This window comes from Neisseria sp. HMSC064E01 (assembly GCF_001808875.1).
GTDB classification, from domain to species: domain Bacteria; phylum Pseudomonadota; class Gammaproteobacteria; order Burkholderiales; family Neisseriaceae; genus Neisseria; species Neisseria sicca_A.
On sequence record NZ_KV794950.1, the window covers coordinates 19210 to 41667 of the forward strand.

A 22458-nucleotide genomic window follows, 5' to 3' on the forward strand; every position below is an offset into this window, starting at 1 on the left:
CTGTAAAGCCGAAAAAACAGCCGGACGGTTTTTCAGACGGCCTTTGACAATACAACCCACCAACAGGAACCCCCATGCGTACCCTGAAAAACATTCTGACCCTGATGCTCAAGGAGTTCCGCAGCGTGCTGACTGATCCGGTGCTGATGGTGCTGATTGTGTATATCTTCACCGCCACGATTTATCAGATGGCGCAGGTCGGCGCGGATTTGAAAAACGCAACTGTCGGCATCATCGACCAAGACCGTTCGGTTTTGTCCATGCGTATCCGCGATGCCGTGCAGCATCCGTTTTTCAAACCGGTAGAGGACGTGCGGCGCGAAGATTCGGACGAATTGATGGACAAGGGAGAGTTCACCTTTATTTTGGAAGTACCGCCCAATTTTCAGCGCGACATGGCGGCAGGGCGCAATCCTGATTTGCAGCTTTTGGTTGATGCGACGTCGATGACGCAGGCGGGGGTGGGCGCGTCTTATCTTTCGCAAATTATCAACCGCGAAATTTACGAATTCACCGGCGTGACGCGGCCGGAGTTAATCAGCCCTGTCATCAATACTTATTACAATCCCAACGGCGAGAGCGCGTGGTTCATGCCGACTTCGCAAATCGGCTCGATGTCGTGTATGTTGCTGATTTTATTGACGGGGGCGGCGGTTATCCGCGAACGCGAACGCGGCACAATCGAGCATCTGCTGGTGATGCCGGTCAATGCGTTCGAACTGATGATGGGCAAAGTGCTGGCAAATGCCGCCGTGATTTGGGTGGCGGCGTTGTCGTCGCTGTGGTTTATCGTGCATTTGAGCATAGGCGTGCCGCTCATCGGCTCGGTGCCGCTTTATGCGGTAGGGCTGGCGTTGTTCCTGTTTTCGGTGGCATCGCTGGGCATCATGATTGCCACGTTCGCATCGACGATGGGACAGTTCGGTATGCTGATGCTGCCGGTGTATATCGTGATGAACCTGTTTGCCGGCGGCGCATCCCCGCGCAGCAACATACCGTACGCGGCGCAACTGATCAGCGAATATTGGCCGCTGACGCAGTTTGTGAAGTTTTCGCAAGACATCCTGTTCCGCGGCGCGGGGATTGAAATCGTCTGGGGGCATATGCTGATCATGGGCTGTATCGGCGTAGGATTCTTATGGCTGGCATTATTGCGGTTTCAAGGGATGTTGGAGAGGCAGGGTTGATGAGGTCGTCAAGCCAACGATCGCTAAAAAGCAAACCTGACGGTTCGCGGCCCTCTCCCTAACCCTCTCCCACGGGGAGAGGGGATTGAGGATACCGAAACCCAACCGTGTTTGGGATTTCCAGCCAATTTGTCCCTTCTTCCAGTGAGAGAGGGATTGAGGATGCCGAACCTCAGCCATTTTGGGATTTCCAGCCAATTTTGTTCCCTCTCCCCGCGGGAGAGGGTTAGGGAGAGGGCGGTAAGCCGAGGCTTACATTCAGGTTTCGCAAAAAATCTTCTGAAAGTTCACTACAACAGGAGATCGCGCACTCTGAAACCGTCGCGGCAAATTTTGTCTGGGTGTAAGAGAAACAAAAGGTCGTCTGAAAACCAAGATTCTGGTTTTCAGACGACCTTTTGGCTTGTCGGATAAGCGTTATTTCCCAGGGCTGAGGCTGACTTGCTTCATCCAGGCAAACAGTTCGTCCAAGTCATAATCGCCGCCGTGTCCGACATCCCAAGGCAAGGCGTAATCGACGGTGTAGCCGTTGTTTTGCAGCTTGGCGGCTAATATGGCGGAGACTGCCAGTGAGGTGTCGCGGTCATTGGTGCCGACGCGGATGCGCCAGTTTTGCGGCAGGTTTGCACCCGGTTTGCCGATGTAGTTGAGCGGATTCATGATTTTGATGGTTTCTTCATCTGCGATTTCGGCGTTGGCGGCGGTGTTGTGTTGCATGGAGAACGCGGTAAAGTGGCGTTTGTCGACGGTATTGGTGCCGAAGAGTTGGTTTTCGCCTGCGCTTAAATCTACGCCGTCAAAGGCCGGCGGTGTTTTTTGGCGGCCGGCGGCTTTGGCATAGGCATCGAAATCGACAGAAACGACTTTGCCGTTGCGGACGGTCAGCCAAGTGCGGTCGCTCAGGTCTTTGCCTGCATCAAGCTGGGCTTGTGCGGATTGGGCAATTAAACCGGCAATATGGTTTTTAAAGCTGCCATTGCCTTGGGCGTCCAGTGTCAGGGGTTTGCCTTTAGGGGATTTCAGGTTCAGGCTGTTGAGGTATGCAGGGTATAGGGGTTTGAGGAGGTCGGACAGTTTTTTCTCGTCATCGGTCAGCGTGCCTGCGACCAGCTCGCGTTTGACGCGGTAGTCGAGCATGGAAATGTTCATTTTTTTGTAGTCGTTTATACCGTTGAACTGCCATTCGTAAGCCATATCGGCATGATCCAAGTCAGTAATCGGACAGTAGGCGGATACGGCGAAAACTTTGTCGCTGCCTTCCGCCGCGCCTAAGGCTTTGAGGTGGTTTTCGTAATCTTTTTGATCGGCTGTTGCGCCTAAGAGGGCGGACATCGCGCCGCCCGCGCTTGTGCCGTTGGAAATGATTTTTTCGGCATCGCCGGGCATGGCTTTGTCGTTGGCTTTCAGATAGCGGACGGCGGCTTTCAAATCAACGATGGCGGCGGGTGCTTTGCCGGTAGATTCCGTTCTGCCGCGCGCGCCTGGGGAGGCGACGACGTAGCCTTTGGAAAGGGCGGTCAGAGCAGCGTTCGGCGATTTTTGACCGTCTTCGGGTTCGCCGCGTTTGCCTTCTAAAGCAGGCTTGCCCGGTTCGGCAGGCATATAGCCGCCGATTTGGTTGGGCAGGAAAATCGGTGCGGTTTCGGCGGTAAAGCCGTCTATCTCACCGCCGTTGTAATAGGCTTCGGGGACGTAAATATTGATGATTTCGTAGCGGGTATCGACAGGATTGCGGACGTAAACCACGTTTTCATAAGCGCGGAATTTAACCGCCTGACCGTTCACTTCGATGCTTTGTTCGGTGTATTTCTGTTTGGAAAAGTCCAAGTCGTATGTTTTGGCGGTTTGGACGTTGGCGCAGGAGTTTAAGCCCAGCGCGACGGAAACGGATAACAGTGTTTTGTTCAGCGTATTCATGGTGTACTTTCTGAAAGGGTAACGGAGCGATGATAGCTAAGACAAAGGTCGTCTGAAAACCAAAATTCTGGTTTTCAGACGACCTTTTTACCTCTTTAACACTTTACCTGACGCGCTTTACCTGCCCGACTGTGCCCACACGTTTTGCAGGTAGGCGTAGGTCAGCTCGGCGGTGCCGGAGACCAGCGCGATGTCGCTGCCCAAGTCTTCGGCTTTGCCCACGCCGATGGGCAAGGCGCCAGCGGCTTTGATGGCGGCGACGCCGGCTGCGGCGTCTTCAATGCCGATGCAGCGGCGGATGTCCGCGCCCACGCCCTCGGCAGCGGCGAGGAAGATGTCGGGGGCGGGTTTGGAATGCGCGACGGCGGCAGGGTCGGCGACGGCATCGAAGAAGTGGGTCAGCCCCATGCGTTCGAGCAGGAACGGGCCGTTTTTACTGGCAGACGCGAGGGCGATTTTTTTGCCGTTTGCCCTCAATGCTTCCAGCAGCGGCAAAATGCCGGGGTACACGTCTTCGGGTTTGACCGCCTGAATCATCTCGACGTAGTTGTCGTTTTTACGGCGGGTCAGTTCGGCGAACTCGGCTTCGCTGACGGTTTTGCCGCCGTGCGCGAGGATGCGTTTGAGTGAATCGTCGCGCGATACGCCTTTGAGCTGCTCGTTAAACTTGCGGTCGATACTGATGCCCAGTTCTTCGGCGAGCTTTTTCCATGCGCGGTAGTGGTATTCGGCGGTGTCGGTGATGACGCCGTCGAGGTCAAAGAGGACTGCGGTAAAAGTCATTTTTCGCCCTCCTTATTTTTCCAACGCGGCGGTATGGCTGCCGTTAAGCGTGATGTCTTTGCCGTACACCTGCAATTCGAGCGGCTCGCCTTTGAGCAGGGTGAAGACGACGTTTTCTTTGCCGACGGCGACTTTAATTAGACGGCCGCGGTAGTTGATGTGGAAGGCATAGCCTGTCCACGCACTCGGCAGGAACGGTGCGAAGCTGAGTTTGCCGCCCCAGGTTTTCATTTGGGCGAAACCTTGGACGATGGCGAGCCACGAGCCGGTCATGGAGGTGATGTGCAGGCCGTCTTCGGTGTCGTTGTTGTAGTTGTCCAAGTCTAGGCGGGCGGTGCGCTGGTACATTTCCACGGCTTTTTCTTCTTTGCCCAGTTCGGCGGCGAGGATGGCGTGGATACACGGCGACAGCGAGCTTTCGTGCACGGTCATCGGTTCGTAGAAGTCGAAGTTGCGGCGTTTTTCGTCCATGTTGAAACGGTCGCCGAAGAAGTAGATGCCTTGCAATACGTCCGCCTGTTTGATGAAGGGCGAACGCAGGATTTTGTCCCACGACCATTTCTGGTTGAGCGGCAAATCGTCGGGCGAAAGCGCGGACACGGGGCGGATGTCTTTGTCGAGGAAGCCGTCGTGTTGCACGAATACGCCGAGTTCTTCGTCATGCGGACGGTACATATTGGCGCTGATGTCCGCCCATTTTTCCAGCTCGGCGGCACTCACATTCAAATCCGGACGCGGATATTTCGCCAGGGCTTCGCGGGTGTAGTCCAATACCCATGCGGCGAGGGTGTTGGTGTACCAGTTGTTGTTGATGTTGTTTTCGTATTCGTTCGGGCCGGTTACGCCGTGAATCATGTATTTGCCGTTGCGTTTGGAGAAGTGGACGCGGTCCGCCCAAAAGCGGGACACTTCGACCAAGACTTCCAAGCCTTCTTTGGCAAGATAGCTTTCGTCGCCGGTGTAGTTGGTGTAGTTGTAGATGGCGTAAGGAATCGCGCCGTTGCGGTGGATTTCCTCGAAGGTGATTTCCCATTCGTTGTGGCACTCAATGCCCGTAAACGTTACCATCGGATAGAGTGCGCCCGCCAAGCCCTGTTCGCGCGCGTTGTGTTGCGCCTGCGGCAGTTGGTTGCGGCGGTATTGCAGCAGGTTGCGGGTAACTTCGGGTTCCGCCAGTGCGAGGTAGAGCGGCACGGCGTAGGCTTCGGTGTCCCAATAGGTCGCGCCGCCGTATTTTTCGCCGGTAAAGCCTTTCGGGCCGATGTTCAGGCGCGCGTCTTCGCCGTAGTAGGTGGAGAACAGTTGGAACAGGTTGAAGCGGATACCCTGCTGCGCTTCGTCGCTGCCTTCGATGACTACGTCGGCGATTTCCCAACGGTGCAGCCAGCCTGCTTTGTGCGCGTCCAGCAAGGTTTCAAACGCAACGCCTGCGATTTTTTCCGACAAGGCGCGGCCTGCGGCTTTCACCGCTTCCAAGCCCTGATAATCGCGGCTGGTGGTAACAATCACGCGTTTTTCAAAAGTTTCGGGCGTACTGCCGACTTCGGCTTCGAAAGAATTGGAGACCTGCCAGTCGGTTTGGCTGCCGCCGAGGGCTTTGAAGCTGCCGGCGAAGGTTTGCTCGGCGTTGACGATGAATTGCTCTACGCCGAAGGGATTGGCGACGGTTTGGGTGGCAATGTAGGAGCGGTCGTCTGAAACGCCTTTGTCCAATACCTGCCAGAATTTTTCTTCGTAGTTGGAATCTTCGTTTTTCACGTCGGCGTCGATGATGGAATCGATGCGGACTTGGTGGGTTTTGCCGTCAACGGACACAGCTTCCCAGCGGATAACCGCCAGCTCTTTTTGCGCGACGGACAGGAATTTGCACACATCGAAACGCACGCCGAATACGGTGAACGAGCGGCGCAACACGCCGTGCTGCATATCGAGTTCGACGGAGAAGCCGGCAACGTCGTTTTTCGCCAAGTCCACTTCCTGCCCGTCGACAAAGATTCTGACTTTACTGAAATTGAGCGCGTTGATGGCTTTGCCGAAATATTTGGGGTAGCCGTTTTTCCACCAGCCGACGCGGGTTTTGTCGGGGAACCACACGCCGGCGATGTAGGTGCCCAAGTGGCTGTCGGCAGAATAGGTTTCCTCAAAGCTGCCGCGCATACCCATATAGCCGTTGCCCAAGCTGGTCAGGCTCTCTTGCAGCCGTTTGTGTTCTTTTTCCAGTTTTGCCGAACGCAGCGTCCAAGGGCTGACTTCCATGATTCTTGTATACATCGTAAAGCTCCTGTTTTGATGGTTTTATGGCAAACCGTTTTGAAATACGGTTCGTCTTACTTAAATCAAATAAAGCGTCGGCAGAAGTTTCAGACGACCCTCCTGCCGATAAATGAAGAAAATTATGCGCCGCCGTGTGTTTCTTTAATCAGGAACACGGAAAACGCGCCCAGCAGCAGGACGACGCCCCCTACCAAGAACATATTGGCCTGCAAACCGCCCATCATCGGGAACAACATGAAGCTCAACAGCGAAGCAACAATCTGAGGCATACAGATGGAGCCGTTGAACAAGCCCAAATAAGTGCCCATATGCTTGCCCGACAAGGCGTTGGTTACAATCGTCAGCGGATAAGTGATGATGCCCGCCCAAGCAATACCGATTAAGATGTAAGACAACACCAGCGCGTATTGGTTGCTGATGAAGAATACGGAGAAAAAGCCGAGCGCGCCCAAAGCCAGGCAGCTGAAATAACCCGCCTTGAGGTATCGGTTGGGGATTTTCGCCAATACAAACGAACAAATCACCGCCGCAACCGACTGCACCGCCGCCAATACACCGTACCAGTTGCCCGCTTCCTGATAGCCTACGGAAGACGCATCGGTCGTGTGCCAGACGTTTTCCGCAATCGCGCCAGCGGAATAAGTCCACATATATTGGAAAGCGAACCAGCAGAAAAACTGCACCAGAGTGACCGTCCAAAACGCTTTAGGCGCGGTTTTCAAGAGTTCGAACCAGTTGGCTTTTTCCTGATTTGCCGCCACGTCGATGCCGTGGTAGCGGGCGTAGGTTTCCGGATCGTATTCCTTCACTTTGAAAATCGTGAACGCGCTGGTAATCACCAACAACGCTGCGCCCACATAAAATGCCACGACCACGGTCTGCGGCACGACGCCTTTCTCGGCAGTATTCGCCAAACCGATATACGCAAACACAAACGGCAGAATCGCCGCCACAACTGCGCCCGTATTCGCCAAGAAGCTCTGAATCCCGTAGGCGTAGCTTTTCTGCTCTTCGTTGACCATGTCGCCGACCATCATCTTAAACGGCTGCATCGCCATATTTGACGACACGTCCAACAGCGCAATCATCAGCGCGCCGAACGACAAAGCCGCCAGCGACGCATAGCCGAAACCGAAGCTGCCCGAGTTCGGCATCAGAATCATCACGATGACCGCAATCAGCGTGCCGTAAAGCAGATACGGCAGGCGGCGGCCGCCCAAGCGCGGCTTCCATGTGCGGTCGGAGTAATGGCCGACAATCGGCTGCACCAGCATCCCCGCCAACGGCGGCAGGATAAAGAACCAGCCGAGGCTGTGCGGGTCGGCGCCGAGCGTCTGGAAGATGCGGCTCATCTGCGAGCTTTGCAGGGTAAAGGCCGTCTGAACGCCGAGAAAACCGAAACTGAGCATCCAAATCGTGCTTTTCGGCAGCGAGGGCAAGCCCTGCCGCGTGGGTTGCGTATTGTCCGACATGAGGTAGTCCTTTCGTTTTTTTGTAATAAAACCGGTTTCGGTAAACATCATCGAGCGATGGATACCGATAAAAAGGGGCGTGTTGTGACAGCGCATGATGTTGAGTCGCGCGGGTCAGGGGTCGTCTGAAAACGAAGACAGAAGACGGTTTCAGACGACCTGATGTCCACATCACACTAAGCTATTTTTTAATCAACAGTTCGGGCAATTCAGCCCCATCGGTGCAATTTCGGTAACGCAGGCAGCGGTCAAACCATAATCATCGTTATGATGAAGTCGGTTTGGGAGAGGACATCGGGCTGCGAAGCGGCAAGAAATTGTTTAAGGAATTCAATTAAAGAGGAGGCGTCCTCACTTGGATAACAGTCGGGTAAAACCATTTTCTGCGCTTGTCACGGATAGAAAGCGTAGCGTTCAAACATTTGTTTTCAGACGGTTTTGAGTAACGTGTCATCAGTAAAAACGCGCAGGGGATGTTGTCGGAAGAGTAGGGTGGGCGCGATTTGCTGAGGGATGGTATTGTTGTTGTGAAGCATCTGGTATAGATAAGCGGGGTCATTATGTTTTAAAACATACATGCTGGCAAGTGGCTATAAGTACCATAGTTGACTATCCGCAAAGTTTGGGTGGAAAAGCAAAGAAACGGCTTGCAAGCCTTATTCTGATTGGTTCTATTTCCGTAGAAGATATAGTGGATTAACTTTAAACCAGTACGACGGTGCCTCGCCTTGCCGTACTATCTGTACTGTCTGCGGCTTCGTCGCCTTGTCCTGATGTACTATCTGCGGCTTCGTCGCCTTGTCCTGATTTAAAGTTAATCCACTATAACGGAGAGGCAGTAGGGATTTCTTGGATGGAATATTTGAATGGAATATTTAGGTCGTCTGAAAACGTTTCAGCCCGTTTTCAGACGACCTTTTTTGACAATGTGATACACTGTCATTCTGACGACATAAATTATCGATGCAAAGTCAAACGTTTCAGGAAGACAAAATTGAACATCCTCATCACTTCTCCCCGTGCGCCCGTTGCGTTGGAATGGGCGCGGTTCGCCAAGCGCGGTGGGCATCAGGTTGTGTTTTGCGACAGCCTGCGTTTCCCGGTCGGCATTTTTGCCGGATTAGGCGAGTACCGCCGCATTCCTGCGCCGCGTTTGGATTTCGCCGGCTATGCGCGTGTCATGACGGAACTGGTGGCGCAGGCGGATTGCGTGGTGCCGACTTGTGAAGATATTTTTTATTTGGCAAGGCTGGATTTGCCGGAGTCGGAGCGTGCCAAATGTTGGATGCCGGATAATGAAACGCTGTTCACCCTGCATGACAAATTCCGTTTTTTCGAGCGGATGCCGCAGGATACGGCGGTGCGTTTTCCGGCTACGCGCCGAATCACGTCGGTCGGCGAAGTCGAATGCGACAGCGTGAAGAAAACGGTATTGAAGCCTGTTTATTCGCGTTTCGGACGTTCCGTAATACGCGGCGTAACGGAAGGTCGTCTGAAAAATATTCACATCACTGCGGATTATCCTTGGGTGCAGCAGGATTTTATTACGGGGCAGGGGCTGTGTAATTATGTGATTTGCGAACACGGCAGAGTGTTGGCGCATGCCGCCTACCGCCCGCGCTACCTGCTCAACGATTCGGCATCAACCTATTTCGAGCCGCTTTCCGATCCGCGTTTGGACGAATTTGTGACAAAATTTGCCGAGCAAAACGCGTATCACGGACAGGCGGCTTTTGATTTTATTGATGACGGAAAAGATTTGTGGGTGTTGGAATGCAATCCCCGCGCGACCAGCGGTCTGCATCTTTTACGTGAAGATTTGATATTTAATGGGGCAGGGGATTTGCAGCAACGGGAACACAATGCGCCATCCAAGCCTTTACGGGTCGGCGCGACCTTGCCGCTGCTTTTTGGTTACAAGGCTTGGAAAGAGGGTAGATGGTCTGAGCTTTGGCAGGACTTCCAACGTGCGGACGATGTGATTGCCGATTTGCCTGTTTATGCGCAATGGCTGGCATTGGGGGAAATGATGTGGCGCAAAATCCGACACCATAAACCTTTAACCAGCGCCAGCACTTTCGATATCGAGTTTGACGGCGATGAAAACTGATTTGTCCCATAAATTTGCGGCATTGTTCCGAGACATCCTGCTGCAACGCCTGTTCGCTAATATGAATGCCTGCGCCGAGATTTTGAATATCGGCGGTTTGGATATTCCCTGCACGGTCATCGACAGGATAACACCGAACTGCTTTACCGCGTCGCCACATTCGGCAATCGTGGATTATGCGAAAGACGAGTTGGTCAAGTTGCCCGTCGGGCAGCGTATGCTTGCGTCCGGTTTGTTGTCGGCGTTAAGCGGTATGCTGCGGCTGAATCAAATCGACCGCATGGTGACGTTGAACAATTATTGCCTCTCTACCAATAGCTTCTCCGAGTCTTTTCAGACGACCTCAATGTCGAAGCTGACCCAAACCGCCGTCGCAAAATGGCCGAAACATGCGTTGTCTATCCGTTCGCTCAATCCGCGCCAGCATAAGGACTTGATTGAACGTCTGGAGCGGCTCGGTTGGAAAATGATTGTGACGCGGCAGGTTTATATCATGGACGATTGGCAGGCAGTCATGGCAAAAGCCAATACCAAGCGCGACCGTAAGATATCCAATGACGGGCGTTATGTTTTCGAGCGTTTGAGTGCCGACAGCCCCGATGCGGATTTTGAAGCGGCGGTGCATTGGTACAACCGTCTGTATCTGCACAAATATTCCAAGCAAAACGTACAATTTACCGTTGAATTTATGCGCGAAGCCGTATCGCGCGATATCTTGAATTTATTTCTACTGCGTGACAGCGAAACCGGTGAAAGTGCCGGTGTATCCGGTGTTGCCATCGACAGCGATACCGCTACTTCGCCCATCGTCGGCTACGATGACGCCAAGCCTCAAAGTGATGCCCTATACCGCCGCTGCATGACGCGTTCCATGCAAACCTGTATCGAAGCGGATGTCCCTTTAAATTTCAGTTCGGGTGCGCCCGATTTCAAAAGAGTACGCGGCGCAGTCCCTGAGATCGAATACATGGCAGTCTATACATCCCATCTCCGACCTGCGCGCCGGCTTATTTGGAAGCTGTTACACGCATTGAGTCAGGGCTATTACAAAAAAATCCTAATCAAATACAAACTGTAAACACAATATCGAACTTAAAACACGGAGTACATCATGAAAAAAACGGCTTTACTCATTTGCCTTGCCGCCACGTCGGCTGCATCCGCTGAAACGATATCGCTGGAAGTGTCGGGCAATCCGGCATTTCGTCAATATTCCGCAGATGCAAAGGTAGAGCCTGCGTTCAAATCCATACAAAACGGATGCGGTGATTTTGCTGTTGCACCTATTTCGCTTTCCCCGAAAAAGGACGCTAAATATTTCGTCGCAGTCTGCACAATGGGCGGCAGCGCATCGACAGAATTTCAAATCCTATCCAGCGGACGCGGCAAATCAGAGGTCTTGTTGGAAGACGGAGGCTATGGAATCAATATCTTGCCGCAACAACATAACGGCTTGCGCGATATCGCCGTTACAGAAGGCAATGCAGGATATTGCACCGAAACGCGTTACCGCTTTAATGGAAAAGCCTACCGCCCTTATAAACGTAAGAGCTGCATGGGTTAATCCGCGCCTTAAGCTTTAAAACAGCGGATCAACATAAAAAAGTTGATTTGCCATAACAATCAAATAAAACGACACAAACCATGAATATAGAAAAAATGAAACGCGCTTGGTATCCGTTGATACCGAGCAAGCAGCTTAAAGACAAACCCGTTCATCGCGAATTGTTGGGACAACAGTTGGTATTGGTACGGCTGAACGGACAAGCAGCCTGTATGGATGATTGCTGTCCGCATCGGCATGTACCGCTGAGTGCGGGCAAAATCGTTTCGGGTAAGCTTCAATGTTGTTATCACGGCTGGGAGTTTGACGCGCAAGGCAAAGTTTTGACTGTTGTCGGCGGGATGTGTGCTTGTGAAGAAGCTGAGAATGTTCCTACGTTTCCGTGCCAAGAGTACGACGATTGGGTGTGGGTCTGTTTGGTTTCTGATATTCCTTTCGAACCATATGCCGATTTTGAAGCGCCGGAAGGTTTTGAAACCGCCAATGCCGTCCGATATATGGAAGGCGATTTTATCCACGCCATCGAAAACTTCCTCGATCCGACCCATACGCGCTATATCCATGCCAAACTGCTGCGCAACAAAGGCAAGCAAAGTATGCAGATCAGCCAGAGCCACCACGAACGCGGTTTCGTAACGCAGTATCGCCTCAATCAACAGCAAAACGGGTTGATTAACAAGTTATTCGACAAAGGCATTACGGTCAACAATGCGGCATTTACATTCCCGGGGCTGGTGCGTATCGATTACTTCACGCCAAACAGTCATGAATATCGGATTTCCGCCTTCTTTATTCCGCAAAACAAGGGCAGCATGAGCTTGAATGTCCGTGTCCATTTCCCTAAAAGCCGCTTCCCGTTGCCGATCAAATTCCATCTGTTCCGCCCGTTTCTTGAACGTCTGATGGTTCAAGATGCCGCCGTTATCAAAAGCCAATACCATCATCACAAGGAACATTACGCGAATAGACCCTATTGCAGCACCACCAATGATTTGGTAATTGATCATTTGCTGCATCTCTTTTTGGAAAATATGCCTGAAGGAATAGACAAAACGGGAGAAATGAGTTTATAGGGAATGTGAAACAAGAGGAGAAGAATGGCAGCCAGAGGGTCGTCTGAAAACACTTTAAAATGGTTTTCAGACGACCTTTCTATAAAAACTGTCAACAATTTTCATTAATATATTTTGAATGCTTACATATTTATCTTATAAAAATCAATACTCAATCTTTTCGGTATTCGGATAATGTTAAAAGATGAAAGATTTTGTCTTGATTGAATAGACGGTTTGCGTTATCGTTTGCATTCTTTCATTCATAAACTCTGTGTTTCATACCAATTGATTGGACAGTCTGACTGTCGCCGTGTTTCTTCAATGCGCGTACCCTAAACCGCTGCTTGGAGGGCTTGCATTACAGGTGCTGTGGCGAGGCGGGTTGCCCCTATTGGTTTGAAGCCGTATAAAAGAGGTCATTATGCAATTATCAGGCGCACAAATCATAGTGCAAAGTCTCAAAGCCGAGGGTGTAGAGTACGTTTTCGGCTATCCGGGCGGCGCAGTCATCGAAATCTACGACGCTATTTTCCAACTCAATAAATTCAAACACATCCTGGCACGCCACGAGCAGGCGGCGGTACACGCGGCAGATGCGTATGCGCGCGTCAGCGGCAAAGTCGGCGTTGCGTTGGTTACCTCCGGACCGGGCGTGACCAATGCGTTGACCGGCATTGCCACCGCATACAGTGATTCGATTCCGATGGTGGTCATCAGCGGACAGGTCGGCAATTCGCTCATCGGTACGGATGCGTTTCAAGAGGTGGATACGGTCGGCATTACCCGTCCGTGCGTCAAGCACAATTTCTTGGTAACCAATGTCAACGAGCTTGCCGAGACCATCAAGAAAGCATTCCAAATCGCCGCCAGCGGCCGTCCCGGTCCTGTCGTGGTCGATGTTCCTAAAGATGTAACGCAGGCGATGGCGAAATTCAGCTATCCGCAGGAAGACATCTTTATCCGTTCTTACCAACCTGTCGTACAAGGTCATATCGGGCAGATTAAAAAAGCCGTTCAAATGTTGGCTTCTGCCAAACGTCCGATCGTCTATTTCGGCGGCGGCGCAATCTTGGGCAACGCTTCGGAAGAGTTGACGAAGTTCGTCCGTATGATGGGGGCACCGTGTACCGGTACGCTGATGGGCTTGGGCGCATATCCTTCAAGCGACCGCCAATTCTTGGGTATGCTGGGTATGCACGGTACTTACGAAGCCAACCTTGCCATGCAAAACGCAGATGTTGTGTTGGCAGTGGGCGCGCGTTTTGACGACCGTGTCGTATCCGTTCCGTCCAAATTTTTTGAAAAAGCCAAAAAAGTCATTCATATTGATGTTGACCCGTCCAGCATCGCCAAACGCGTCAAAGTCGATATTCCGATTGTCGGCGACGTGAAAAACGTGTTGACCGAAATGATCGGCTTGTGGGGTAAACAAGATACGACTCCCGCGTCCGATTCTTTAGACAAATGGTGGAAAAGCATCGAAGAATGGCGTTCGCGAGACTGTCTGTGGTTTGACAACGACAGCGAAATCATCAAACCGCAATACGTCGTGCAAAAACTTGCCGAAATCACCAACAACTCCGCCATCATCACTTCGGACGTAGGGCAACACCAAATGTTCGCAGCGCAATATTATCCGTTCGAACGCCCGCGCCAATGGCTTAACTCCGGCGGCTTGGGTACGATGGGTGTAGGTTTGCCGTATGCGATGGGCGCGAAACTCGCCGCTCCCGATCAAGACGTGTTCTGTATTACCGGCGAAGGTTCGATTCAGATGAACATCCAAGAATTGTCCACCTGCTTCCAATACCGCATTCCGGTAAACGTCGTTACCCTCAACAACGGCTACCTCGGCATGGTTCGCCAATGGCAGGAGCTGTATTACGGCAACCGCGAATCGGAAACCTATTTCGATTCTCTGCCCGATTTCGTCAAACTAGCGGAAGCATACGGACACATCGGCATCCGCGTGGACAAAAAATCCGATGTTGAAGGCGCGCTTTTGGAAGCGGTCAAACAAAAAGACCGTTTGGTATTTATGGACTTCTTGACCGATAAAAAACAAAACGTGCTGCCCATGGTCGGCAACGGCAAAGGTTTGGACGAAATGGTCCTGCCGCCGCATATGCGCGAAAACCCGAAAGCGTAAGGAGAACGACAATGCGACATATCTTATCTGTTCTGATGGAAAACGAATCAGGCGCGATGAGCCGCGTGGTCGGTCTCTTCTCCGCTCGCGACTACAACATCGACTCCTTGGCTGTAGCCCCGACCGAAGACAAAACCCTCTCGCGCATGACCATCGTTACCCACGGCGACGAGCAAGTCATCGAACAAATCACCAAACAACTCAATAAATTGATTGAGGTGATCAAAGTGGTCGATTTGAACGAAAGCCGTTTTGTCGAACGCGAATTGATGTTGGTAAAAGTCCGCGCCGTCGGCAAAGACCGCGACGAATTTTTACGTCTGACCGAAATCTACCGTGGCAGCATCATCGACGTAACCGACCGCAGCTACACCATCGAAATCACAGGCTCTACCGACAAACTCGACTCTTTTCTCGAAACTGTCGGACGTGCCCAGATTTTGGAAACCGTACGCACAGGCGCAGCCGGTATCGGCCGCGGCGAGCGTATTTTGAAAATTTAACACCGTCAGTTTTCAGACGACCTATCTAGGGTCGTCTGAAAACAAAAACGGCAGGAGAGATTTATGTCAAACATTAAAATCGTCGCACTGGTTACCGTCAAACCTGAACATACAGAAACGCTGAAACCCTTGTTCCAAAGCCTGGTCAAAGCCAGCCGCGCGGAAGAAGGCAACATCAGCTACGATCTGCATCAGGAAATCGGCAAACCCGAACGTTTCGTCTTCGTCGAAAACTGGAAATCTCAGGCAGCCATCGATGCGCACAACGCCAGCGAACATTTCCAAGGCTTCGTCAAAGCCATCGACGGCAAAACCGACGCGCTCGAAATCGTTTTGATGGAAGAACTCTCCGTTTAACCCCTTACCCCCAATCCAACTGTCCGGCATCCTCAACGCAAAGCCGGAACCCATTTTATCCAAAGGAAATCAAATGCAAGTTTATTACGATAAAGACGCCGACCTGTCCCTGATCAAAGGCAAAACCGTCGCCATCATCGGCTACGGCTCACAAGGTCACGCCCACGCAGCCAACCTGAAAGATTCAGGCGTAAACGTAGTAGTCGGTCTGCGCCAAGGCGGTTCTTGGAAAAAAGCAGAAGCAGCAGGCTTTGAAGTATTGTCCGTAGCCGATGCTACTAAAAAAGCAGACGTTGTGATGATTCTGTTGCCTGACGAAAACCAACCTGTGGTATACAAAAACGAAGTCGAGCCTAACCTGAAACAAGGTGCGGCACTGGCGTTCGCACACGGTTTCAACGTCCACTACAACCAAATCGTACCGCGCGACGACTTGGACGTGATTATGGTCGCCCCTAAAGGTCCTGGCCACACCGTACGCAGCGAATTCCTGAAAGGCGGCGGCGTCCCTTCACTGATCGCCGTTTACCAAGATAAAAGCGGCAAAGCCCGCGACATCGCCCTGTCTTACGCAGCAGCCAACGGCGGCACCAAAGGTGGCGTTATTGAAACTAACTTCCGCGAAGAAACCGAAACCGACCTCTTCGGCGAACAAGCCGTATTGTGCGGTGGCGCGGTCGAGCTGGTGAAATGCGGCTTTGAAACCCTGGTTGAAGCAGGTTACGCACCTGAAATGGCTTACTTCGAATGTCTGCACGAGCTGAAACTGATCGTAGACTTGATGTACGAAGGCGGTATCGCCAACATGAACTACTCCATTTCCAACAACGCGGAATACGGCGAATACGTTACCGGCCCCGAAGTCATCACGCCTGCTACCAAAGAAGCGATGAAAAAAGCCCTGTACCGTATCCAAAGCGGCGAATACGCCAAAATGTTCATCCAAGAAGGCGCAACCAACTACGCCAGCATGACCGCACGCCGTCGTCTGAATGCCGACCACCAAATCGAAAAAGTCGGCGCGCAACTGCGTTCTATGATGCCTTGGATTGCCAAAAACAAACTGGTCGACTTGGATAAAAACTAATTCGATTCAGCTATCAAAAAACCTGCCCGATGATTCGGGCAGGTTTTTTGTTATGTTGAGATTTTGAGAAATTAAAAATTCCAGTAGAGAAAAGGTCGTCTGAAATACGAATTGAGGATTTCAGACGACCTTTGGCTTGAGTTGGAAGTTATAGTGGATTCAGTTCAAACCAGAACATAGCGACGAAGCTTTATCTGTGGTTTGTAGCGTTCTTTTTTATTAACGAATTTCAGGTCCGAAATCGGCTATGATAAATTCTTGAACAATCATGACCGCGCAGTTGTCTTTACGTTTTTTCAGAAAAAGCATCTTTGCCTTTGCCGGAGCGGGTAACGTAAGAATAGATATGTCTTTACCGTCTAAATGGCCGATAAAGCTAGGACTGCCTGCGAACTCTTCATAGTTTGTAGGTGGTAACGGACAGCGGTTATTGTGAAGTTCAAATTCAAGCTGCTTCATCTTGCCTTTTTCAGACGACCATTCGGCAAACGAAATACTGCGGATACCGTATTGTTGATATGGATCTTGGTTTACATGGTATGTGCTGTTGAACTGCTTGTCGTTTTTTATCGTATGGTTAGCAGTTTGATTGATTTCATGCGTCAACTCGGGGATGCCAATACTGCGACCGATTTTATCCAAGTCAATAAAACTGCCATCGCGGGCAGCTTCTACCAAAACCTTAGACAAAGATTTATCGTACATACGCATGGTTTCCATCGTATCGGCCTTGGCGATATTGACAGATGTAAGCAATGCGCAAAATATCAGAAAATAAGATTTCATTTAAATCCTTGTTATTAAATAGAGTTTAAGAATAAAACAAAATTGCCTGCATAAAAGATGGAATATTATAAGGTATACCAATAATTTATTGAAATTTTCTCAACATTATTTTTCTTATGTCTGAAAAACTTTTTGATGAATTATTTTTAAGAGCTATATGAATTTCATCATCAATTTTGTTTTGTGTTAATACCATATCTTCAATATATGGAATAATTTGTTCACAGTTGATTGAGATTAGATAGGCAGCTATCTCAATATAAATATATGATTCTATGCGAGAATGGTCTAATTTGTTCAATAGCAAAGTTTCAATCGATCTCGAGTGATAACTTTTTTCTTTTAATGCATACACAACCCAAGAGATTACTTTCGGATGTCTGCTCTTTAAATTTTTTATTAGATATTCTTCAATATAATCTCTTTTGGGAAAAAATGCAGAGCTGAACGCAGTAGCAATAACAATAGAATATCTATGTATTTGCCAAATTAATTGAATTTTTTCCTCTATTGCGCAGAATTCTTCCTCTCCTAAATCATAATGGTGAAACAAATGCCCTAAAGAAGATATCGCTGAGGATTTTGCGTTAATGCTTTTATCGTTGTTTATAAAATCAATTAAAAGAGATAAAACCTCTTCAAGTTCATATTTATTAAGCTTATTCTGAATCTGCCCGAGAATAAAAACAGCAATTTCCCTATGCCGACTATACTGGCTTGTTAAGAGAACATTTTTAACGATGTCTTTAATTTCACGATACCGGAAAAATTGCAATCTTCTAGCTGCTTCGTATTGAATTTGAGTATTAGAATTCAGCAGAATATTGAGTAATTCAGCAACTGATAAATCCTTACATGCCAAATAAGCATCAAAACTCAGAGAATCTCTATTTTTCATAATAGTTTGCCTTGTCTTGTTTCTAATGCAGGAGGCTATCTTGAAAAATGTGATTTGATTTCATGAGTTTTAGCGTTTATGTGGACTTCAATAATTCCATGTCCACCTCTACGATGAGGATTTAATACTTTAGGAGAGTAGGTAAAAACATAATATTTGTTTTCTGTTTTATCAATGTAAGTGCTACACAATATATTGTAGTCGGAGATATTTAATCCTCTAGCCTCTATTTCTTTCATGGAGAGAAATAGAGGTTGGGAATATTCTTTTTCTATTAATAGTTTTTTACCCGAATATTTGTAAATTTCAAAAGAATCAGCCATAGTATTTTGCGGTATAAAGAATATAAAGAGTAAAGTAATCAGATATTTTTTAAGATTCATTTTTAATATTAACTCGATAGGATTTAAAATTGAAGGAACCAAGTTTCATGGTTTATAGCAAGCTGTTGGGTCAGCAGATGTAGGTTGGGTCGTGACCCAACATTCAGATTTTTGTTGGGTTTGCCAACCCAACCTACGCTTGCTGCAAAACATGCAATTACGCAGAATATGTTAACGGAGAAGTTAAGAATGATGAGAAACCTCTTACTATGCCAACAAATAATGATTTGAGTATATTGGATTCGGAGTTAATAGAATAGTTTATAGCAAGTCAAAGTCAGTCTATATTCTCCATTGTTTGATAAAAGGTCGTCTGAAAACTCTAAATTAGTTTTCAGACGACCTTGCTATTGTGTGCCACTTGAAATAAATAACGTAAATATGAGTGTTTATTGTTTAATGTGGATTATTAGGAATTAATCTGATTCCTGCTGCTTCCAATCTAATTTCAGCAGATGTAGGTTGGGTCGTGACCCAACATTCAGATTTTTGTTGGGTTTGCCAACCCAACCTACGCTTGCTAGTTTATCTTTGTAATGACTAAATCCAAGTTGTTTGGGTTGGGTATATAGAATATTTCTTAAGAATAGGTCAGTTTTTGCCCTGATCTGAGAAAAGTTATTCATTTTACTTTGAATAAAGTTAAAATCTATTTCCTCGAAATCAAATGGTTGATTGACTTGAATAGAGAAAGATATTTCACCAAACTTACCTTGAAGAAAAGATGTCTTTGTTGTTTCTTCAGTAATGAATGTCAAGTTGCCCAAAGGGGTATGAAATTTACCCATATTAGCGTCCTCTATAAGATATTAATTTTTTGATTATTTAATATTTTTTATTACATTGGAAAGTTCCGTTGGTACGGGTATATTATGTTTACTTGAACTTGAAATTTTTAAAAAATAACTATGTAGAATAAATTCAAAATTAGAAAATATTTTTAACTTGATTAGGCAGCATATTTTCAACTCTTGGATTTTTAAGTCACGCCAATTTTGATGACTGGGTAGTTTTGAAAAGTAATTATTTGGAATTTGCTCTATCATATCAAGGCAATGATTAAATTCTTCTAAATCATAATAAACATGTGCTAGATAGACTTTGGCAAACATAGCATTTTCAGAATCAGAAGTAGCCTTTTCAAAGGAAAATTTTGCTTGTTCTAAAAGAGAAATTCTATTTTTATCTTCCGATAGACTAGCTTTTAAATATAAGTTATATCCTAATAGGTAAGGATGATTATTCAAATTTAAGAAATTGTTTAAAAGATAATCTATCAGGATTAATTTTGTTTGATGTTCTTCAGTTAATTCGATTACCTCGGTTATTATGTAAGGATTGTTAGTGGATATTGAGTCTAAAGGGGAGTCGATATAGTCCAAAGCATTCATAATATTAACTTAGTTTGTACATGTTGCCTTATAGTATATTCTTTGTTAGCTACACTTTGGGTTATTGAATTCTTGAATCCTACATTCTCAGTGTAACGGTTTTGTTGGGTACGAATCTGACTCGCAGGTCGTCTGAAAATTTTTCAGACGACCTTTTCTTTATCAAACTCTACTTTGCTATCACTCTTTCTTTCAAAGTCTTCAACACATTCTTCACGGTGTTAATCCTGACTTCGATATTTTCCATCTCGGCTGTAAATCTCAACTTATCCGCCCCAGCCAGCCGGTATTTTTTATCTGTCTGAATCAGCAGGATGATTTCTGTCGGGTCGATTTGGTGGTGTTTGCCGAAGGTAACGGTTACCGATTCGCTGGTGGCGTCGATGGCGTCTATGCCCAATTCTTTGGCGGCGAGCCGCAGGTGGTGGCTTTCGATGAGGGTTTTGACGGGTTGTTCGGGCAGGCCGAAGCGGTCGACGAGTTCTTCGTGTATGGCGTTGATTTGTTGCACGGTTTCGCAGACGGCGAGGCGTTTGTAGAGGACGAGCCGTTCGTGGATGTCGGGGCAGTAGCTTTCGGGCAGCAGGGCGGGGCTGTGCAGTTTGATTTCGGTGGTGATGCCCAGCGGTGCGTCGAGGTCGGGCTGGCGGCCTTTTTTGAGGTCGCGCACGGCTTGTTTGAGCATTTCGGTGTAGAGTGTGAAGCCGACCTGTATCATTTCGCCGGATTGTCCTTCGCCGAGGATTTCGCCTGCGCCGCGGATTTCCAAATCCTGCATGGCGAGGGTGAAGCCTGCGCCGAGTTCGTCTGCCGCCGCGATAGCGTCGAGGCGTTTTTCTGCGTCTTTGGTGATGTATTCGGGCGTGAGCAGGTAGGCGTAGGCTTGGTGGTGACTGCGGCCGACGCGTCCGCGAAGCTGGTGCAGTTGCGCCAGCCCGAATTTGTCGGCGCGGTTGATAATGATGGTGTTGGCGTTGGGGATGTCGATGCCGGTTTCGATGATGGTGGAACAGAGCAACACGTTGAATCTTTGCTGCAAAAAGTCGCGCATCACTTGTTCCAGTTCGCGCTCGCGCAGTTGTCCGTGCGCCACGCCGATGCGGGCTTCGGGCAGCAGGGTTTCCAGCCGCTCGCGCATGTTTTCGATGGTATCCACTTCATTATGTAGGAAAAATACCTGCCCGCCGCGTTTGAGTTCGCGCAACACGGCTTCGCGCACGCTGCCTTCGCTGAACGGTTTGACAAAGGTTTTGACGGCGAGGCGGCGGCTGGGCGCGGTGGTAATCAGCGAAAAGTCGCGCAGGCCTTCGAGTGCCATGCTGAGGGTGCGCGGAATCGGCGTGGCGGTCATGGTAAGGATGTCGACATTGGCGCGCAGGCGTTTGAGCTGCTCTTTCTGGCGCACGCCGAAGCGGTGTTCTTCATCGATAATCACTAAGCCTAAGTTTTTGAATTTTATATCGTCCTGCACCAGTTTGTGCGTGCCGATAACAATATCGACCGTGCCGTCCGCCATGCCTTCCAGTGCGGCTTTGGTGGCTTTGCTGTTGTTAAAACGCGAAAGGCTGGAGACTTTCACGGGGAAATCGGCGAAGCGGTCGGCGAAGTTTTGCGCGTGCTGCTCGACCAGAAGCGTGGTCGGTGCGAGGACGGCAACCTGTTTGCCGCCCATCACCGCCACAAACGCGGCGCGTAGGGCGACTTCGGTTTTGCCGAAACCGACATCGCCGCACACAAGGCGGTCCATCGGCTTCGCCTGCGTCAAATCTTTAATCACGGCGGCGATGGCGGCGGCCTGGTCTTCAGTTTCCTCATAGCCGAAGCCGTCGGCAAACGCCTGATAGTCCAACTCGTTGATTTCAAACTTGTGTCCCGATTGGGCGGCACGTTGGGCGTAGAGGTTGAGCAATTCGGCGGCGGTATCGCGCGCTTTTTCGGCGGCTTTGCGTTTCGCTTTGTTCCATGCGCCGCTGCCGAGCTTGTGCAGGGCGACGTTTTCATGCGCCTGGCCGGAGTAGCGGCTGATTAAATGCAGTTGCGAAACGGGCACATAAAGCTGCGCTTCGCCCGCGTATTCGAGCAACATCATTTCGTTGGTTTCGCCGCCCAAATCCATCGTTACCAAGCCCATATACCGCCCGATGCCGTGTTCCTCGTGCACGACGGGGTCGCCGATATTGATTTCGGCAAGGTCGCGTAACAGACCGTCTGAAACAGCGACATGTTTCTTGCGGCGGTCGTGGACGCGCGAACGAGCGACGTATTGGTAGAGGTCGGATTCGGTGATGACGGCGATTGCACTTTGAGCGGCAACCGCTTTGCCCTCTCCCCAACCCTCCCCCACGGGGGAGGGGGCAGGTTGCTGTCGGATTTGCCTGTGCAGACTACTTTCGACGGGGTGCAGGCTGCTTTCGGTTTTCAGGTCGTCTGAAACGGCGGCGGCACTTTGTTCCCTCTCCTGTGGTATAGGGCTTGTTGCGGCTGTGGAAAATTCGGTTTGAGCGGCAACTGCTTTGCCCTCTCCCCAACCCTCCCCCACGGG

General features: G+C 49.6%; 19 protein-coding genes. 9 read left to right on the plus strand and 10 right to left on the minus strand.

The features are described from left to right. Nucleotides 1-74 precede the first annotated feature (74 nt). On the plus strand, nt 75-1187 hold the full coding sequence (locus HMPREF2572_RS09400; RefSeq protein WP_070497993.1) for an ABC transporter permease: 1113 nt from the start codon (nt 75-77) through the stop codon (nt 1185-1187). 417 nt (nt 1188-1604) lie between these two features. On the opposite strand, the gene HMPREF2572_RS09405 is transcribed toward HMPREF2572_RS09400, so the two are convergent. The 4 genes from HMPREF2572_RS09405 to HMPREF2572_RS09420 form a co-directional block, all read right to left on the minus strand. Then, nucleotides 1605-3104: a subtype B tannase gene (locus HMPREF2572_RS09405; RefSeq protein WP_070497995.1), complete on the minus strand. Its 1500-nt coding sequence runs from the start codon at nt 3102-3104 to the stop codon at nt 1605-1607. Between the two features lie 117 nt (nt 3105-3221). Further along, the gene (gene pgmB, locus HMPREF2572_RS09410; RefSeq protein WP_019270379.1) at nt 3222-3887 is read right to left on the minus strand and encodes a beta-phosphoglucomutase; all 666 of its coding nucleotides are present in this window, start codon (nt 3885-3887) and stop codon (nt 3222-3224) included. Nucleotides 3888-3899: 12 nt separating this feature from the next. Then, nucleotides 3900-6158, minus strand: coding sequence for a glycoside hydrolase family 65 protein (locus HMPREF2572_RS09415; RefSeq protein ID WP_070497996.1), 2259 nt, complete (start codon nt 6156-6158; stop codon nt 3900-3902). A gap of 122 nt (nt 6159-6280) precedes the next feature. After that, nucleotides 6281-7633 (minus strand): SLC45 family MFS transporter, encoded by a 1353-nt coding sequence (locus HMPREF2572_RS09420; RefSeq protein WP_070498046.1) that lies wholly within the window; start codon nt 7631-7633, stop codon nt 6281-6283. A gap of 994 nt (nt 7634-8627) precedes the next feature. Here HMPREF2572_RS09420 and HMPREF2572_RS09425 point away from each other — a divergent pair. The 8 genes from HMPREF2572_RS09425 (at nt 8628) to ilvC (ending at nt 16458) form a co-directional block, all read left to right on the plus strand. Continuing rightward, on the plus strand, nt 8628-9743 hold the full coding sequence (locus tag HMPREF2572_RS09425; RefSeq protein ID WP_070497997.1) for an ATP-grasp domain-containing protein: 1116 nt from the start codon (nt 8628-8630) through the stop codon (nt 9741-9743). Nucleotide 9744: 1 nt separating this feature from the next. Further along, nucleotides 9745-10821 carry a GNAT family N-acetyltransferase gene (locus HMPREF2572_RS09430; RefSeq protein WP_246827798.1) on the plus strand — a complete coding sequence of 359 codons (1077 nt, stop codon included), beginning with the start codon at nt 9745-9747 and terminating at the stop codon, nt 10819-10821. Between the two features lie 33 nt (nt 10822-10854). Next, nucleotides 10855-11307, plus strand: a complete 453-nt coding sequence (locus tag HMPREF2572_RS09435) for a hypothetical protein (protein WP_070498002.1) — start codon at nt 10855-10857, stop codon at nt 11305-11307. 80 nt (nt 11308-11387) lie between these two features. Next, nucleotides 11388-12380: a Rieske 2Fe-2S domain-containing protein gene (locus HMPREF2572_RS09440; protein ID WP_070498004.1), complete on the plus strand. Its 993-nt coding sequence runs from the start codon at nt 11388-11390 to the stop codon at nt 12378-12380. Nucleotides 12381-12783: 403 nt separating this feature from the next. Further along, a complete protein-coding gene (ilvB, locus tag HMPREF2572_RS09445; protein ID WP_070498008.1) occupies nt 12784-14511 on the plus strand; it encodes a biosynthetic-type acetolactate synthase large subunit in 1728 nt (575 codons plus the stop codon). An 11-nt stretch (nt 14512-14522) separates the two neighbouring features. Further along, complete coding sequence (ilvN, locus tag HMPREF2572_RS09450) at nt 14523-15014, plus strand: acetolactate synthase small subunit (RefSeq protein WP_029609678.1); 492 nt, start codon at nt 14523-14525, stop codon at nt 15012-15014. Nucleotides 15015-15077: 63 nt separating this feature from the next. Beyond that, entirely contained in the window at nt 15078-15371 is a 294-nt protein-coding gene (locus HMPREF2572_RS09455; RefSeq protein ID WP_003745150.1) for a putative quinol monooxygenase, read from the plus strand. Nucleotides 15372-15444: 73 nt separating this feature from the next. Further along, complete coding sequence (gene ilvC / locus HMPREF2572_RS09460) at nt 15445-16458, plus strand: ketol-acid reductoisomerase (protein ID WP_016687748.1); 1014 nt, start codon at nt 15445-15447, stop codon at nt 16456-16458. Nucleotides 16459-16677: 219 nt separating this feature from the next. Here the strand turns inward: ilvC and HMPREF2572_RS09465 are convergent, their stop codons facing one another. The 6 genes from HMPREF2572_RS09465 to mfd form a co-directional block, all read right to left on the minus strand. Further along, nucleotides 16678-17244 (minus strand): hypothetical protein, encoded by a 567-nt coding sequence (locus tag HMPREF2572_RS09465; protein WP_070498011.1) that lies wholly within the window; start codon nt 17242-17244, stop codon nt 16678-16680. An 85-nt stretch (nt 17245-17329) separates the two neighbouring features. Next, on the minus strand, nt 17330-18142 hold the full coding sequence (locus tag HMPREF2572_RS09470) for a hypothetical protein (protein ID WP_070498014.1): 813 nt from the start codon (nt 18140-18142) through the stop codon (nt 17330-17332). 35 nt (nt 18143-18177) lie between these two features. Then, nucleotides 18178-18465, minus strand: a complete 288-nt coding sequence (locus HMPREF2572_RS09475; RefSeq protein WP_246827799.1) for a hypothetical protein — start codon at nt 18463-18465, stop codon at nt 18178-18180. A 476-nt stretch (nt 18466-18941) separates the two neighbouring features. After that, nucleotides 18942-19313, minus strand: a complete 372-nt coding sequence (locus tag HMPREF2572_RS09480) for a hypothetical protein (protein ID WP_246827800.1) — start codon at nt 19311-19313, stop codon at nt 18942-18944. A gap of 33 nt (nt 19314-19346) precedes the next feature. Further along, nucleotides 19347-19916, minus strand: coding sequence for a hypothetical protein (locus HMPREF2572_RS09485; RefSeq protein ID WP_070498016.1), 570 nt, complete (start codon nt 19914-19916; stop codon nt 19347-19349). Between the two features lie 169 nt (nt 19917-20085). Further along, nucleotides 20086-22458: transcription-repair coupling factor (gene mfd / locus HMPREF2572_RS15100; protein WP_246827801.1), on the minus strand; the 2373-nt coding region annotated here is incomplete at its 5' end.

Excerpts from the sequence above, each read along its gene's own strand:
- HMPREF2572_RS09400 (WP_070497993.1), top strand. The coding sequence starts at position 75 with ATGCGTACCCTGAAAAACATTCTGACCCTGATGCTCAAGGAGTTCCGC.
- HMPREF2572_RS09405 (WP_070497995.1), bottom strand. The coding sequence starts at position 3,104 with ATGAATACGCTGAACAAAACACTGTTATCCGTTTCCGTCGCGCTGGGC.
- pgmB (WP_019270379.1), bottom strand. The coding sequence starts at position 3,887 with ATGACTTTTACCGCAGTCCTCTTTGACCTCGACGGCGTCATCACCGAC.
- HMPREF2572_RS09415 (WP_070497996.1), bottom strand. The coding sequence starts at position 6,158 with ATGTATACAAGAATCATGGAAGTCAGCCCTTGGACGCTGCGTTCGGCA.
- HMPREF2572_RS09420 (WP_070498046.1), bottom strand. The coding sequence starts at position 7,633 with ATGTCGGACAATACGCAACCCACGCGGCAGGGCTTGCCCTCGCTGCCG.
- HMPREF2572_RS09435 (WP_070498002.1), top strand. The coding sequence starts at position 10,855 with ATGAAAAAAACGGCTTTACTCATTTGCCTTGCCGCCACGTCGGCTGCA.
- HMPREF2572_RS09440 (WP_070498004.1), top strand. The coding sequence starts at position 11,388 with ATGAATATAGAAAAAATGAAACGCGCTTGGTATCCGTTGATACCGAGC.
- ilvB (WP_070498008.1), top strand. The coding sequence starts at position 12,784 with ATGCAATTATCAGGCGCACAAATCATAGTGCAAAGTCTCAAAGCCGAG.
- ilvN (WP_029609678.1), top strand. The coding sequence starts at position 14,523 with ATGCGACATATCTTATCTGTTCTGATGGAAAACGAATCAGGCGCGATG.
- HMPREF2572_RS09455 (WP_003745150.1), top strand. The coding sequence starts at position 15,078 with ATGTCAAACATTAAAATCGTCGCACTGGTTACCGTCAAACCTGAACAT.
- ilvC (WP_016687748.1), top strand. The coding sequence starts at position 15,445 with ATGCAAGTTTATTACGATAAAGACGCCGACCTGTCCCTGATCAAAGGC.
- HMPREF2572_RS09465 (WP_070498011.1), bottom strand. The coding sequence starts at position 17,244 with ATGAAATCTTATTTTCTGATATTTTGCGCATTGCTTACATCTGTCAAT.
- HMPREF2572_RS09470 (WP_070498014.1), bottom strand. The coding sequence starts at position 18,142 with ATGAAAAATAGAGATTCTCTGAGTTTTGATGCTTATTTGGCATGTAAG.
- HMPREF2572_RS09475 (WP_246827799.1), bottom strand. The coding sequence starts at position 18,465 with ATGGCTGATTCTTTTGAAATTTACAAATATTCGGGTAAAAAACTATTA.
- HMPREF2572_RS09480 (WP_246827800.1), bottom strand. The coding sequence starts at position 19,313 with ATGGGTAAATTTCATACCCCTTTGGGCAACTTGACATTCATTACTGAA.
- HMPREF2572_RS09485 (WP_070498016.1), bottom strand. The coding sequence starts at position 19,916 with ATGAATGCTTTGGACTATATCGACTCCCCTTTAGACTCAATATCCACT.